26 protein-coding genes, 2 tRNA genes and 1 pseudogene are annotated in these 12,897 nt (G+C 38.8%); 14 read left to right on the plus strand and 15 right to left on the minus strand.

What is annotated here, in order from left to right:
- Positions 1 to 170: 170 nt before the first annotated feature.
- From AC6EI2_RS10270 to AC6EI2_RS10285, 4 genes are read left to right on the plus strand one after another with little or no spacing between them, the layout of a single operon-like run.
- Positions 171 to 377: a CAB/ELIP/HLIP family chlorophyll-binding protein gene (locus AC6EI2_RS10270; protein ID WP_498462224.1), complete on the plus strand. Its 207-nt coding sequence runs from the start codon at positions 171 to 173 to the stop codon at positions 375 to 377.
- Positions 378 to 397: 20 nt separating this feature from the next.
- Entirely contained in the window at positions 398 to 517 is a 120-nt protein-coding gene (locus AC6EI2_RS10275; RefSeq protein WP_011294968.1) for a high light inducible protein, read from the plus strand.
- The gene (locus AC6EI2_RS10280; protein WP_011823187.1) at positions 517 to 666 is read left to right on the plus strand and encodes a high light inducible protein; all 150 of its coding nucleotides are present in this window, start codon (positions 517 to 519) and stop codon (positions 664 to 666) included. Before AC6EI2_RS10275 ends, AC6EI2_RS10280 begins: the two co-directional genes overlap by 1 nt.
- Positions 666 to 791: a high light inducible protein gene (locus tag AC6EI2_RS10285; protein ID WP_498462225.1), complete on the plus strand. Its 126-nt coding sequence runs from the start codon at positions 666 to 668 to the stop codon at positions 789 to 791. Before AC6EI2_RS10280 ends, AC6EI2_RS10285 begins: the two co-directional genes overlap by 1 nt.
- A 211-nt stretch (positions 792 to 1,002) precedes the next feature.
- Here the strand turns inward: AC6EI2_RS10285 and AC6EI2_RS10290 are convergent, their stop codons facing one another.
- From AC6EI2_RS10290 to AC6EI2_RS10305, 4 genes are read right to left on the minus strand one after another with little or no spacing between them, the layout of a single operon-like run.
- A complete protein-coding gene (locus AC6EI2_RS10290; RefSeq protein ID WP_498462226.1) occupies positions 1,003 to 1,140 on the minus strand; it encodes a hypothetical protein in 138 nt (45 codons plus the stop codon).
- Between the two features lie 2 nt (positions 1,141 to 1,142).
- Complete coding sequence (locus AC6EI2_RS10295) at positions 1,143 to 1,289, minus strand: hypothetical protein (protein WP_498462227.1); 147 nt, start codon at positions 1,287 to 1,289, stop codon at positions 1,143 to 1,145.
- A 60-nt stretch (positions 1,290 to 1,349) separates the two neighbouring features.
- Positions 1,350 to 1,532, minus strand: a complete 183-nt coding sequence (locus AC6EI2_RS10300; protein WP_498462228.1) for a hypothetical protein — start codon at positions 1,530 to 1,532, stop codon at positions 1,350 to 1,352.
- 15 nt (positions 1,533 to 1,547) lie between these two features.
- A complete protein-coding gene (locus AC6EI2_RS10305) occupies positions 1,548 to 1,781 on the minus strand; it encodes a hypothetical protein (RefSeq protein WP_498463507.1) in 234 nt (77 codons plus the stop codon).
- Positions 1,782 to 1,854: 73 nt separating this feature from the next.
- Between AC6EI2_RS10305 and AC6EI2_RS10310 the strand changes: the two genes are divergently transcribed.
- The 5 genes from AC6EI2_RS10310 to AC6EI2_RS10330 all read left to right on the plus strand — a co-directional run bounded on the left by AC6EI2_RS10310 (position 1,855) and on the right by AC6EI2_RS10330 (position 3,755).
- Positions 1,855 to 1,989, plus strand: coding sequence for a hypothetical protein (locus tag AC6EI2_RS10310; protein ID WP_498462229.1), 135 nt, complete (start codon positions 1,855 to 1,857; stop codon positions 1,987 to 1,989).
- Positions 1,986 to 2,270 carry a hypothetical protein gene (locus AC6EI2_RS10315; protein WP_498462230.1) on the plus strand — a complete coding sequence of 95 codons (285 nt, stop codon included), beginning with the start codon at positions 1,986 to 1,988 and terminating at the stop codon, positions 2,268 to 2,270. The genes AC6EI2_RS10310 and AC6EI2_RS10315 overlap by 4 nt, the downstream gene beginning before the upstream one ends.
- Before the next feature lie 241 nt (positions 2,271 to 2,511).
- Positions 2,512 to 2,679, plus strand: a complete 168-nt coding sequence (locus AC6EI2_RS10320) for a hypothetical protein (RefSeq protein WP_498462231.1) — start codon at positions 2,512 to 2,514, stop codon at positions 2,677 to 2,679.
- Positions 2,680 to 2,801: 122 nt separating this feature from the next.
- Complete coding sequence (locus AC6EI2_RS10325; RefSeq protein WP_498462232.1) at positions 2,802 to 3,305, plus strand: hypothetical protein; 504 nt, start codon at positions 2,802 to 2,804, stop codon at positions 3,303 to 3,305.
- A gap of 282 nt (positions 3,306 to 3,587) precedes the next feature.
- Positions 3,588 to 3,755 (plus strand): galactose oxidase, encoded by a 168-nt coding sequence (locus tag AC6EI2_RS10330; protein WP_498462233.1) that lies wholly within the window; start codon positions 3,588 to 3,590, stop codon positions 3,753 to 3,755.
- A 63-nt stretch (positions 3,756 to 3,818) separates the two neighbouring features.
- Here AC6EI2_RS10330 and arfB read toward each other — a convergent pair whose 3' ends face one another.
- The 10 genes and pseudogenes from arfB to AC6EI2_RS10380 form a co-directional block, all read right to left on the minus strand.
- Positions 3,819 to 4,241, minus strand: coding sequence for an alternative ribosome rescue aminoacyl-tRNA hydrolase ArfB (gene arfB, locus AC6EI2_RS10335; RefSeq protein ID WP_498462234.1), 423 nt, complete (start codon positions 4,239 to 4,241; stop codon positions 3,819 to 3,821).
- A 49-nt stretch (positions 4,242 to 4,290) separates the two neighbouring features.
- Positions 4,291 to 4,455: a hypothetical protein gene (locus tag AC6EI2_RS10340; protein ID WP_498462235.1), complete on the minus strand. Its 165-nt coding sequence runs from the start codon at positions 4,453 to 4,455 to the stop codon at positions 4,291 to 4,293.
- Between the two features lie 382 nt (positions 4,456 to 4,837).
- Complete coding sequence (locus tag AC6EI2_RS10345) at positions 4,838 to 5,023, minus strand: hypothetical protein (protein WP_498462236.1); 186 nt, start codon at positions 5,021 to 5,023, stop codon at positions 4,838 to 4,840.
- 5 nt (positions 5,024 to 5,028) lie between these two features.
- Positions 5,029 to 5,238 carry a hypothetical protein gene (locus tag AC6EI2_RS10350; RefSeq protein WP_498462237.1) on the minus strand — a complete coding sequence of 70 codons (210 nt, stop codon included), beginning with the start codon at positions 5,236 to 5,238 and terminating at the stop codon, positions 5,029 to 5,031.
- Complete coding sequence (locus AC6EI2_RS10355) at positions 5,239 to 5,379, minus strand: hypothetical protein (protein WP_498462238.1); 141 nt, start codon at positions 5,377 to 5,379, stop codon at positions 5,239 to 5,241.
- Entirely contained in the window at positions 5,376 to 5,549 is a 174-nt protein-coding gene (locus AC6EI2_RS10360; RefSeq protein ID WP_413390928.1) for a hypothetical protein, read from the minus strand. Before AC6EI2_RS10360 ends, AC6EI2_RS10355 begins: the two co-directional genes overlap by 4 nt.
- A gap of 131 nt (positions 5,550 to 5,680) precedes the next feature.
- A pseudogene (locus tag AC6EI2_RS10365) lies at positions 5,681 to 5,956 on the minus strand (cupin domain-containing protein).
- 114 nt (positions 5,957 to 6,070) lie between these two features.
- Positions 6,071 to 7,051, minus strand: a complete 981-nt coding sequence (locus tag AC6EI2_RS10370) for a tyrosine-type recombinase/integrase (RefSeq protein ID WP_498462239.1) — start codon at positions 7,049 to 7,051, stop codon at positions 6,071 to 6,073.
- A 140-nt stretch (positions 7,052 to 7,191) separates the two neighbouring features.
- Positions 7,192 to 7,263 (minus strand) — tRNA-Thr (locus tag AC6EI2_RS10375).
- 11 nt (positions 7,264 to 7,274) lie between these two features.
- Positions 7,275 to 7,356: transfer RNA gene (locus tag AC6EI2_RS10380), tRNA-Tyr, on the minus strand.
- Between the two features lie 108 nt (positions 7,357 to 7,464).
- Between AC6EI2_RS10380 and aroQ the strand changes: the two genes are divergently transcribed.
- Genes aroQ through cobI form a run of 3 tightly spaced genes read left to right on the plus strand, consistent with a single transcriptional unit; the run spans position 7,465 to position 9,287 of the window.
- The gene (gene aroQ / locus AC6EI2_RS10385) at positions 7,465 to 7,902 is read left to right on the plus strand and encodes a type II 3-dehydroquinate dehydratase (RefSeq protein WP_498462240.1); all 438 of its coding nucleotides are present in this window, start codon (positions 7,465 to 7,467) and stop codon (positions 7,900 to 7,902) included.
- Positions 7,903 to 7,909: 7 nt separating this feature from the next.
- The gene (locus AC6EI2_RS10390; RefSeq protein ID WP_498462241.1) at positions 7,910 to 8,524 is read left to right on the plus strand and encodes a MiaE family protein; all 615 of its coding nucleotides are present in this window, start codon (positions 7,910 to 7,912) and stop codon (positions 8,522 to 8,524) included.
- Between the two features lie 34 nt (positions 8,525 to 8,558).
- Entirely contained in the window at positions 8,559 to 9,287 is a 729-nt protein-coding gene (cobI, locus tag AC6EI2_RS10395) for a precorrin-2 C(20)-methyltransferase (protein ID WP_498462242.1), read from the plus strand.
- 6 nt (positions 9,288 to 9,293) lie between these two features.
- Here cobI and dusB read toward each other — a convergent pair whose 3' ends face one another.
- Positions 9,294 to 10,286: a tRNA dihydrouridine synthase DusB gene (gene dusB, locus AC6EI2_RS10400; protein WP_498463489.1), complete on the minus strand. Its 993-nt coding sequence runs from the start codon at positions 10,284 to 10,286 to the stop codon at positions 9,294 to 9,296.
- Between the two features lie 315 nt (positions 10,287 to 10,601).
- Between dusB and der the strand changes: the two genes are divergently transcribed.
- On the plus strand, positions 10,602 to 11,966 hold the full coding sequence (der, locus tag AC6EI2_RS10405) for a ribosome biogenesis GTPase Der (RefSeq protein ID WP_498462243.1): 1,365 nt from the start codon (positions 10,602 to 10,604) through the stop codon (positions 11,964 to 11,966).
- Positions 11,967 to 11,980: 14 nt separating this feature from the next.
- Positions 11,981 to 12,895 carry a CbiQ family ECF transporter T component gene (locus tag AC6EI2_RS10410; protein ID WP_498462244.1) on the plus strand — a complete coding sequence of 305 codons (915 nt, stop codon included), beginning with the start codon at positions 11,981 to 11,983 and terminating at the stop codon, positions 12,893 to 12,895.
- Positions 12,896 to 12,897: the final 2 nt, after the last annotated feature.

The raw sequence follows: 12,897 nt of genomic DNA on the forward strand, positions 1-12,897 counted from the left end.
ATGAGGGTTATCAATAGATCTAATCATTGGATTAATATCTCTCTAATTAGTTGTTGTATTTACTGTTTGAGGTCTAAGGCTATTAAGTATTAGAAGAAGCCGTACCTGACCGTATCTATCACTTTGAAAATTCATACTTTACATTACTTCACATCAATTCAATTCCAGTAATGACAACGTCATCTTCATCTCAGGTAATCACTGAGTACGGCAAGCAAAACATCTTTGCTCGTGAAACACAGCCTCAGCTTGTCGAGGATTACACCAGCTATCCAGAAGAAGCAGAAAAGACAAATGGCCGTTGGGCAATGATCGGCATGGTTAGTCTTTTAGGTGCTTATTTCACAACAGGCCAAATCATTCCTGGAATTTTCTAAATCAATAACTACCAATAACAATGCAACCATCTAACAAAACAATCCTAGAAAGAAGCATCGGAAGACCAGCCATGATGGCATTCGTTCTTCTAACAGGTATCTACCTAACAACCGGTCAACTTATTCCAGGTGTCGTTTAATGACTACTCAAAACAACAACAACAGCAGAAACATTGATCCTGAAAAGGTAACTGCTGAAAGACTTAACGGCTATGCAGCATTGTTTGGATGCATTGCTCTAGTCGGTGCATATGCAACAACCGGTCAAATTATTCCAGGATTCGTGTAATGAACAAAGCAACTAATTATTGGAAAACAGCAGAGCAAATGAATGGTCGTCTAGCAATGATGGGCTTCTTTGCAGCAGTCATTAACTACGGAATAACAGGCTGGATCATCCCAGGAATTGTGTAATTCTGATTCTTAAAATCTAATAAAAAGGCCTCTTCTCTGTCATTACGGAAGAGGCCTTTTTTAGTGCTTAGTTGCGCGAACTCACAGTTTCGAATCCTGTCGTCCCCTATCAGTCAGAGACAGGTTTCCCAGTCTGTCTTTTTTAATGAGAAGACACAAAAGGTCCCTCACTGGTCCCCCTTGAGCTTTTGCCTCTTGGTGATTGTGGGTTCTACTTCCTTTTCCCGCCGAACATCTCAGCCATTTTTCCTGTTAAAGCAAAGTATCCAATTGCTCCAAGGAACAAACCAAAAGCAATCAGATTCGGAACAATTCCACCGATGATTTGAGCTTTAGCAAAGAGAATCATTTTTATTGATGAGGAGGGACTTGCTCTCCTCGTCTGACTTTTGCTTTTCTAGTTTGATCGAAATAAATAATCACCCCACAAAAAACTGCTAAGCCAATCAAGTTAGGAATGATCCCACCAAAAATTTCGAACTCATCAAAGAATTCCATATATATCTGTATTGACTCCAATTTGTCTTGTTCAGATTAGAGACTTAAAAAAGAAATTGGTCAGTCTTGCTCATTTTGTTTTTTGTTGAACTTGAACCAACCGTCGTCTTTTATTCCTCTTCTGATAGCAGTAACAAGTGCCCCAAGGAAAAAAGAGCCTAATCCAGCAAAAATTGCCAGAGTCAGTAAAGGCTTAACTCCTGATACGGCTGTACTTTGAAGAGCAGGATCTAGAGGATCCATTAAATGTTTGTTTTATTAGTCTTCATAGACTTTGCATGTTGACGAAGTTGGGTGGATTTCACATTCTTCTTTCCAAAACTCTTCTCTTGTTTCAGCAGGGACTTCGTAATTAAAATCATGCATGCCTCGAATATCACTAAACGCGTTTTTGATGACTGAAAATGGGGTTCTGAGCTTCATAAACCTCCTGATCGGATGAATATGTTCTACTTGATTTCTTGTGATTTCAACACCTCGGCTTTTACTCAAGTACTACTTCCTAGTGAATTAATAGTAATGAGAAAAAGGATTTACTTCAGTCGCTAGAGTTTAAAATTACATAATGGAAGATACTTCTCAATGGCTATTAGCTCTTTTAATAGGGCTACCCATAGCAGCCTTACTTGCTTGGTTTAACAAATCAGGCTCTGATTTTAAGGATGGCTTTGAGCAGAAAACAGAGAAGAAAAATAAATGAATTATCAATTATTACTTGAATGCTATTCCTCAGGCTCAGAGATGACAAAGGATGAACTACAGATGCTGGAGATAGAGCTAGATACTCAAATTGAAAGTATTAAAGTTTCTCGTTCGCAAGGTTGTCTAAAAATTGCACCAACTCACATTTGCCAAGCTGCACATGTTTGCGAGGGTAGTGCTTGGATCACTTGTTTAGCTGCTGTCTTAGATAACTGCTCGCCACCGTCGATTGGTCAAAAAGCAAAAGGCGCAATCGTATTTGATGAATTAGTTCGATAAGGTTATGTCGCTACCAACTAAAGATTAGACACCAGCAATCATAATAAGTTTAGAACGGTTCGTCACCTATACAGGGAGATAGAGCGGGTCGTCATGTATACAGGAAAGAGAGCGAGTCGTCACGTATAGAGGGAGAAGATAAATATTTTTTAAATAGAGATGGATCCCTACCGTTAGTCAGGACAAGATACCAACTTGCTGTAGTTATTCATAATTTCCTTAGGGAAATCGAACATACAAAATGAACTTAGAAATAACAAAAGTACTTGCACCAGCAAAAGAAGATGGTCAGATGGATGATCGTTTTCAAGAAGATCAACAATGGATCATTGAACAGATTGCTCCTGAGGCTATTGATACTTTGAGGGACTTTAAGCAGAAGACAACTGATTTAGAAAATCAATATTGATGTGTTGCTCTTAGGCTCTGTCATGTTTTCTTTGAACGCATTTCATACATAATGAGAATGAAGATGAGCTAACTAATAAATGGAGATGGCGATCTAAGAAACTCAGAGCACATTTGCAACCAATGCTTCAGGACTTGGGATTTAAACCTGTCAATGCCAGTAAAATAATTGGTGCTACTGAGCTGATTCATAATCTCAAAAGCAAGCTTTCCAATGGTAGAGGAGGTGAACATAAGAATGTCAGAAAGGCTGTTGACTTCGTGGAGTCTTTCCTCGTCTCATCTCAATATGTCTTAAGTTGTATTAGTGAGACTGGGTTTTATGAGGCGATGCGATTTGCAGATTGGGAGTCGTACAACCCTGATCGTGCAAATAAACAATTAACCAAAAAAGAATTAGAAGAGATTCAAAAACAATTTCCAAAAGATACAAAATCATCTGGTCCTCAAACAAAGAAAAGATATGAAAAGGTATTAGAGGTTAATCCTTCCGTAGAAAATAATTTGATTAAGGAATTGGTCTTAATGATTCAACGGATTAATCCACAAAAGATTAATGATCACAATAGCCTCAAGCTTAAGTTGGAAGAGATTAAGAAAGATTTGCGCGCCTTTCTAGATAAATAATTTTGATCAATTTAATTGGTGGATTCAGCAGTTACTTGACAACACCTCCTTACCATTGCTAGTACAGATGTACTGCTACAAACACATGACTCCATCGTCCTCACCCTATGCCGTTTTTCGTGCATCAGATTGGAATTCAGTGGTAGCAGAACCTATTGGATTAAGGCAATGTCCTCGTATCGCACCCAAAAAGTTTTACCCCAGAAGCGTTAAAACCCAGCAGAGGATTGGGACTATCTCGAAGAAGACACTCTTAAGCACATACGTTCAGCTAGCGTTTGCATGACATGTCAACATTTCAATTATTGCTCCGACAGGCATTGCAGAACAATTCTTACTTGTCATCTCCATCAACGTCTAATTCCTCATGGAGATCATCTAACTTCAAAGTGTCAGTGTTGGATGCAGCGACTCGAGAGAAAGATTGGATGGTGTCCAGAGGCTGCTTAGACTTCTGAGATGTAAGGAGTAAAGAATATAGAAGAAGTTTCTTCCTCGATCTTATTATTTTTTTCAGTAATCTATTTTTGATTGTCTGCTCTTCTTTAGTTCACCTCTTTTCTTCTTTGACTCAACTCTCTTCCTTTTAGAGGAGCGTGTTGGTTTGGTCTCCCTTCTCTTCTTTGGAGGCGGCTTTAATATCTCTCGTAAGATTGAAGCAAGCCTGGTTAAAGCAAGTTGTCTGTTCTGATATTGAGTTCTCTTATCCTGAACAGCTATACAAATACATCCATTGGTTAACTTAACCTCATCCTGAATTGAGATCCTATGCTTCTGATATGGAGTTAATGTTTTTGATTTAAATACGTCATATACAATTTCAACTCGACTGTCTGTCTTGTTTACGTTCTGTCCACCGGCTCCTGATGATCTAGAGAATCTCCACTGTATTTCGTTGGCTGGTATTTCAAGTTTAGAATTAACCGTTAGATTCATATGTCTTTTTGATTTTTCTCGTCATAACTTTTAGAGACTTCAACATTATTTATGAGTAATAACGATCAGCCATCTCTTTGAGCATTTTTCTGATGTGCTTATCTTTGGCATTAGTTTCTTCTTTTAATTTCTCACATGCACCTTTAACTTGCATCCAAACTGCTTCCATCACTTCCCGTTCTTCTTCTGTAGGTTTCCACTCAGATGATTCCATACAAGAGATAATAAAAGAAATTGAACTCCTAAAACTAAATGAAAAGTAGATCAGAAATATTAGATCAGATCATGTTCTATATCCTTGAACGAGCCAAGTGCGAAGAATGCACTGACAAGTACCTTGAGCATGTGCTCGATTACTGTAAGAAGGATTACCAAAAAGTTTACGACAAGAAGAAGGAAGATTAGTTATCTCTTACCCTCTTCAGCCAATAGGGAATAAAAGTCTTTTCCTTCTTCGCGGAATCATATAGATAGTCAGATGTCCCTTCCAATAAAGCTGCAATGGTTATTCGCACGCTAGGGAAAGTAAGACCAAAAAGAATAGCAATCAAAAAGATTATTTTCACTTGTTCATTTCTATGAATCTAATTGGTTCATCACCAAAATTTTCTTTTACCAGTCCAGTTATACAACAACCAAATCACAAATCCAACCATAAACAACGGCATAAAACTATCGAGTAGTAAATAGACTGAATAAACAATTAAAGGAAAAAACATTACACGTTTAATATTTAGACGTCTACCTCTTGATGTTCTTCTCCACAGTTTTATAAAAGGCATATATTCTATTCCTGTTTAGTAGGGGATAATCTATCGATTTTAGCTTGTTGATTTTTTAGTTTTTCTCTTTCTATTTTTGCAGCTCCATAAGTACTCCTAACGCTAAAAGTTATAAAGATTGCATTGATGGCTCCAACGATAATAATCCCTACAATAATTTTATTAATCCCCTCAGGTGAACTTAGATATTCCAATAGGACTTCTTGATTAAACATTTAGTGAACAATCAATCTTTCTAGTAATAGAGCTACAAATACTCCTTTAAAAAAGACAAGCCAAAGTAATCCATAATCAGTCAGACCAAGCTTTCTTTTATACCAAGCAATTAGTTGCTTATGCTTGTCTATAAGTTTCATTCTTCTACCTCGATGATTTCATAATAGGGACGGTCTCCATAATCAGCATCAGAACAACAAACATCAGAATAAATTTCTTCTAGTAGATCGTATGCCTCGTCATAGCTGCTAAATGATTGGTCGGTAATATCATCAGATTCTTTATCATGCCGAACGATTTTATAAATCATGACGAGATTGGTTAGCTTGATAAAAGAGTTCCGAACAATCCCGCAAAGGCAGAAAGGACAAAAATTGCAACGATACCGATTGCAATAACTTTAGATATGTTTTTCATCTTATTTGATAGTGCTTATCTAGTTTAACCACCAAATTGATAATGCTTTCGGACTGCCTTATGGACATCCCATCTACAGTCCATACCAGCTGGAAAAACGACTAAGTCCCCTGCACCAAATTTCACAGGTTCTCCTCCTTCAGGAGTAACTGTGACTTCACCCTAAAGCAATAAGCAAGTCTCTTGATCGTCATATGTCCAATCAAAAGAACTTGCTTCACACGTCCAGATTGGCCAGTTTTTAATTCCTAGTTCCTCAATAGTGGTCTCAGGACAAGGAGAAGTTACTGATATAGGCAAGAGGTGAAAATCTAGTGAACTTGTTTTAGCTTCTTGTGGAAACAGTTGTCTATGGCTAATTAAATTTTTAACAAAAATGTCTGAAGTCCAATTACGTATAGAGAGGGGACAAGATTACCCCCGGTGCCCCGGTTGATAGTGGCTATATCGCATCAACATCCTTAGATCTTTATGACCGCTGGCTGCTGAAATTTCCAATGCATTCATTCCATCTGCCCACATCGAGCTAATCGCAATGTGGCGTAAATCATGGAACCTCAGATTAGGCAGACCAGCAATTGTCCTTGCCCTGTTAAATCCATGACGAGCAGCTCCAGTACTGAGGTCAATCACTGTGTTAGTGGTCTTAGGGTAATTCTTGAGAAGTTCAATTGATTTAGAAGGTAAGGGGACTAACCGTTTTGATTTTGCTAATCCTGTTACTGCAAAATCTTTGCGGCTCAGGTGCACCAATTTGTTGTCTAAATTCAAGTCACTCCACTTCAGATTAAGTAGCTCGGAGCGACGGATGCCTGTGGTTAAAGCCAATTGCGTCAGCCTTTTGTGATTGGGGTTTCTGGATTGCCCTAAAGCCGTAAGTAATTTCTTTTTTTGCAATGGTGTGATGTAAGGAACTCTGGCATCACTTGCTCCTCTAACTTTCAATTCCCTTGCTGGATTGGAGTTCAGTTGGCATCCCAGTTCATTTTTGGCCCAATCCAAGAGCACTCGTAGGATCCTTAACTCCCTCATCACTGTGTTTGCCCTGACCTTGATCAATCGTTCGTCTCGCCAGAGTGCAAAATGCCTGATGGACAGATCCTCTAAAAGAACTCCACCCATCCAGCTTTTGGCCAACACCTTTAAGGGATATTGCTCGTTAGAACCGCTGCGGTGATCTTGCATTGGTCCCTGGATATACAAATCAATTGCTTCTTGGAAGATTTGAGGTGGTTTTAGATCAAGTTTTGCAGGCGTTTTAAGAGAACTTTCAACAGCATTTGCCCACAGTTTTGCAGCTGCCTTAGAGCTAAAAGTTTTGGATGTTTGGCCTTGATATTGCTTCTTCCGAATCAGTGCTTGCCAGCCACTCCCGCTTCTTCTAATCGTTGCCATTTTTTAAGGTTGCATCAGGTCAGATGCATCAAGCAAAAATGGTCTAAAACAACAAAAGTGGACCCCAAATTGGACGTCCACTTTCAAAGATTTGTGATCCTAGTGCCTCAGATCACTTGCCCTGGTTAAGCTTCCGACGATGCCCTCGTCGGGACTTGAACCCGAGACCTCTCCCTTACCAAGGGAGTGCTCTACCGCTGAGCTACAAGGGCTTGTGGAAAGATGGGCCGGGTTGGATTTGAACCAACGTAGGCGTAGCCAGCGGATTTACAGTCCGCCCCCATTAACCACTCGGGCACCGACCCGATCCACTTAATAAGATTAACAGTAAACGGTTCCACTTTTCTTGGATTTGTTGGTCCAATTAGGTTGGAATCGATACGATCATAAAAGATGTTTAATTTGGCAGGAATATGAAGCTTTTACTAATTAATGGACCGAATTTGAATCTTGTTGGGAAAAGGGAGCCAACTATATATGGCACGCAAACGCTCTTAGATATTCAAGATGAATTATTAACTTTAGCAAGCGAGCTTGGCGCAGAGCTTAAATTTTTTCAGAGTAATTCAGAAGGCGAGATGATTGATTGCATTCAAAACAGCGCTGGCTTTGTTGACGGAATATTGATTAACGCAGGTGCTTATACTCATACTTCCATAGCTTTAAGGGATGCTTTATTGGGAGTTGCTATTCCCTATGTGGAGATACATCTAAGCAACATTTATGCTAGGGAAGAATTTCGCCACAAATCATTTCTTTCAGATAAAGCATTGGGTTTAGTATGTGGCTTTGGAGTAAATAGTTATCAACTTGCGTTGAAAGGAATAGTTTCTTACTTAAAGAGAGTCTGAGGGGCCTATGGATAATTCAAAATCCCAAGTCGTTGGGCAATCAAACATTCGCTGTCTAATAAATAAAACTAATGAAGATTGGATAAATCTTGCAATTTCTAACCCATTGGAAATACTTTTGGATCATGCACATTGTGAGCGAAAGGCGGCTGGCGTGGCTCTTCAACTCATGTTTCGTTATTTAAGTGAACCTGGTCTTTCAGAGGTTCTAAGCCCATTAGCACGAGAGGAACTTGAACATTTTGAGAGGGTTTTGTCAATTTTGAATGCGCGAGGGAAAAAACTTCAAAAATTAAAATCTCCTCCATATGCTGCGATTTTGGCAAAAAACATTCGCAAAGATGAACCTTTGCGAATGTTGGATAGCTTTCTGGTGGCGGGTCTTATCGAGGCAAGGAGTCATGAAAGAATGAAATTGTTGTCTATACATTCTCCTGACATTGAACTTAGCAATCTGTACGCCGACTTACTAAAGAGCGAAGCCAGGCATTTTGGGATTTATTGGAAGTTGGCAGATGAACGTTTTGAGAGGAATACTATTAACTTGAGGTTGAAAGAATTAGCTAAGGTCGAATCTGATGCTTTAGTTAAAACGTATCATGAGCCAAGAATGCATAGTTAATTATTTTTAAGTAGATAGAAGTCCCCCCAATTAAATGAAAGTTTTAACTATTGCGGGTGTAGGCCCAGGAGATCCCTCTTTATTGACTCTGGCAGCAGTTGATGCTATTCGACATTCAACAGTTGTTTCTTATCCCGTCTCTCGTAAAGGAGGAGAAAGTCTTGCGGAAAAAATTGCTTCAAAATGGATAAGCAAAGATCATAAAAAAATTCCTTTACATTTTCCTATGGTTAATGATCAGAGCATATTAAAAAATGCATGGAGAGTTGCCGGGAATAAATTAATGAGGATGGTTGACAAGGGTGAAAGAGTCGTTTTCCTTTCTCAAGGAGATATTTCGCTTTTTTCAACAGGCTCTTATCTTGCAAAGGCGATAGAAAAATATCATCCAGATTGTCTCGTTAAATTAATTCCAGGTGTTACATCTTTTTCGGCTGCTGCTGCGAAAAGTAAATTACCACTTGCTTTTCAAGAGGAACAGTTACTTGTAGCACCTGTCCCGGACTCGCATAACGAGCTAAAGGTTATTCTTTCTGATGCAGCTCTGATGAAAAGGGTGGTTGTGTTGCTCAAGCTTGGTAAAAAATGGGAATGGGTCAAACCTTTGCTTGAAGAACTTGATCTAATAGAAAGATCTGTATTCGCAGAACGAATAGGATACTCAGATCAACAAATTATTAGAGCATCTGATCTTTCCATAGCAGCTAGGCCATATTTTTCAATGCTATTGATTAGACAAAGGTGGCCTTTGATTATGCCCTGAAATGTTTTAGTTGAATTTAACTAGCTCGTCTTCGAGTAGCTTTATAGCTTCATTTGGAGAAGTTGCTCTAACTAATTTTTGGCGTAGCGTAGAGGCGCCTTGAAAGCCTCTACAAGTCCAATTCATATGTTTTCTGGCAATATAAAGTCCATGATTACCTTTTTTAAAAATAAGTAATTTGAGATGTTCGAGGGATAAGCTGATTTTCATCTTTGCGTCAGGTGGTATGAAAGTTTTTTGATTTTTGATTTCCGCATCAATTTGTCCAACCAGCCATGGAGCTCCCATGCTTGCCCTCCCTATCATTACCCCATCGGCATTCGTAATCTTTAAACATTCGATGGCATCACGAGAATTTTTAATGTCACCATTGGCAATGACAGGGATATCTAATGATTTTTTTATTTTTGAAATAGCTTCCCAATTTGCATTCCCAGAAAATCCTTGCTTCCTCGTTCGGCCATGAACAGTTATTAGTTGTGCCCCAGCGTCCTGTAGCCCTAAAGCAAAAGATACAGGATCATTGGTGGTTTCATCCCAACCCAACCTAATCTTTACTGTTAATGGAATTGATATTGCCTTGGAAACCTTTTTGACGATCAATTGAGCAAGTTCTGGTTCTTTTAATAGAGCACTTCCGCCCCCTTTCCGCGCAATTTTTTTTACTGGGCAACCCATATTTATATCTATGAGAAATGCACCCGATGATTCGGCTTTGATAGCTGCGTCTATCATTGAATCTGGCCGATGATCAAACAGTTGAACACCAATTGGACCACTCTCCTCTGAAAGCTCAATTACTTTTTCTTCCCCATGACCTAGCTCAAGACTTTTAGCATTCACCATTTCTGTAAAAAGCAAAGCTTTTGGAGACCATCTACGAACAAACTTTCTGAAGATTTGATCGCTAACACCTGCCAGTGGGGATTGAATAACTGGACAGTTTAATGATCTAGAAGTTCCATTCCCTGATAATAAAATCGGAGATAACACTTTCATCTCTAAAGTAGGTTTGAATTTTCCTTTGTCATTAGAAAAAGAAAAGTTTGATTTGTTTTTGGTTTCAAAAAATAAGCAAAAAATGCTAAATGATGCTCTTAAGGAAACGGCACTTTCAGAAATGCTATCAAAACCAGAAGTGTTGATATTAAGGATAGTTTGGTCGTGAATCCTTTTTTTTGTTAATCTTTTTGGGTCAGTTTTATTTCTAAACCTCATTTTCTAATATAACTCTTTGTTCAGACTTGTAGTATGAAGAATTAATCTTGATTTTGGCCTATAAAGGTTAAATAATCTTATGAAAGGTAGAGAATTTTGCCGCTGCCAATAGTCGCAATAATTGGACGCCCAAATGTTGGGAAATCTACATTGGTGAATCGCTTATGTCAGAGCAGGGAAGCCATTGTTCATGATGAACCAGGGGTAACTAGAGATCGAACTTATCAAGATGGATTTTGGAGGGATAGAGATTTTAAAGTTGTAGATACTGGGGGTTTAGTTTTTGATGACGATACTGAGTTTCTTCCTGAAATAAGAGAGCAAGCTAATCTTGCGCTTGAAGAAGCCGTCGTTGCATTAGTAATTGTTGATGGCCAAGAGGGGGTTACTACAGCTGATGAATCGATTGCTGAATTTTTGAGGTCTCATTCTTGTAAAACACTCGTTGTGGTTAACAAATGTGAATCACCCGAGCAAGGGTTAGCAATGGCAGCAGAATTTTGGAAGCTTGGTCTCGGTGAGCCATATCCAATTTCTGCTATACATGGAGTAGGGACCGGAGATTTGCTTGATCATGTGGTTACGTTGTTCCCCTCAAAAGATTTAGATGAAGTCGATGATTCTCTTGTTCAATTGGCAATCATTGGCCGACCAAATGTAGGAAAGTCAAGTCTTCTTAATTCTATTTGTGGAGAAACAAGAGCAATTGTTAGTTCGATTAGGGGCACGACTCGAGATACGATTGATACTCGAATAACTCATCAGGGTAAACAATGGAAATTAGTTGATACGGCGGGAATCCGTAGACGTAGAAGTGTTAACTATGGTCCAGAGTTCTTCGGCATTAATCGGAGTTTTAAGGCGATAGAAAGAAGTGACGTTTGTGTATTGGTTATTGATGCTTTGGATGGCGTGACAGAACAAGATCAAAGACTTGCAGGTAAAATTGAGCAGAAAGGAAGAGCATGTGTAATTGTCGTAAACAAATGGGATGCCATTGAAAAAGATAGTCACACAATGTCTGCAATGGAAAAAGAAATTCGTTCGAAATTATATTTCCTCGATTGGGCCGAGATGATTTTTACATCTGCGCTGACGGGACAAAGAGTTGAAAGCATTTTTGCATTAGCTACTTTGGCAGTTGATCAGAGTAGAAGAAGAGTTAGTACATCAGTTGTTAATGAGGTCCTAACTGAAGCTTTGAAATGGAGAAGTCCCCCTACCACAAGAGGAGGAAAACAAGGGCGTCTTTATTACGGTACTCAAGTAGCTATTAATCCTCCAAGCTTTACTCTTTTTGTGAATGAAGCTAGATTGTTTGGGGAAACCTATCGAAGATATATTGAGAGACAAGTTAGAGAGGGACTTGGGTTTGAAGGGACTCCTATAAAATTGTTTTGGAGAGGGAAGCAGAAACGTGATGTCGAAAAAGACTTGGCACGCGAACAGAAAGGGGGCTGAAATTAGTAATTTTTATGGATTGGCTAAAAAAGATTCCAATTGGTCAATATGTCTCTGGCAAATCTAGCTGGCTTCGTGGTATTGATCCTCGAATCAAACTTTCCTGGATCTTGGTGTTTTTGTTATCTCCTATTTTAGCTAATTCCATCTGGAGAATTTCAATAGCTTTGTTTCTTTTATTTATTACGTTTCTTAGTTTCCTACCTCCTCGCATTTGGTGGAGGTCTCTGATATTTCTATTGTTTTTCTCTTTAATAATCGGATTCTTATCGATTGTTTTACCTGCGAGTGAAGCATCAAGTGAATTGACCATAAGATCACCTGATGAAATACCAGGAGCAATTGTTATGACTCAATCATGGGAGATTTTTAAGCTGGGGCCATTTAACTTTGGGGGTATTTCATTAGGGCCATTAATTGTTGATCGTCGCTCTGCAGAATTAGGCATTAAAACTTCGACTTTAATTTTTACTGTAATTCATAGTGTGAATTTGATGTTAATCACAACACCTCCTGAAGATCTTGTATGGGCAATCAAGTGGTTTTTTTCTCCTTTGGCTTCATTGGGAGTCCCTATGGAAAAATTGTCATTTCAACTTCTTTTGGCTTTGCGATTTTTACCCTTGGTTCAAGAGGAGCTCCAAAACCTCTTTCGTTCCGTCGGTGTGAGAGCAATTGAATTTAGAAAATTGGGATTAAAAAGTTCATTAGATTTGCTTGTAACTTTAGGCGAACGACTTTTGTCAAATATTTTGCTCAGAGCAGAACAGGGAGCTGATTCTCTAATGTCAAGAGAGGGGCTTTGGCTGTCATCCCAGCAACTACGACCTAGTATTGTTGTTAATCCTAGATATTTGTGGGTTAATTTAAATTCGATTTTTGTGCTTTTGATAGCTATTGTCTTACGTTGTATGTATGGTACATCTTAATT

The sequence above is a fragment of the Prochlorococcus sp. MIT2302 genome (assembly GCF_059772385.1).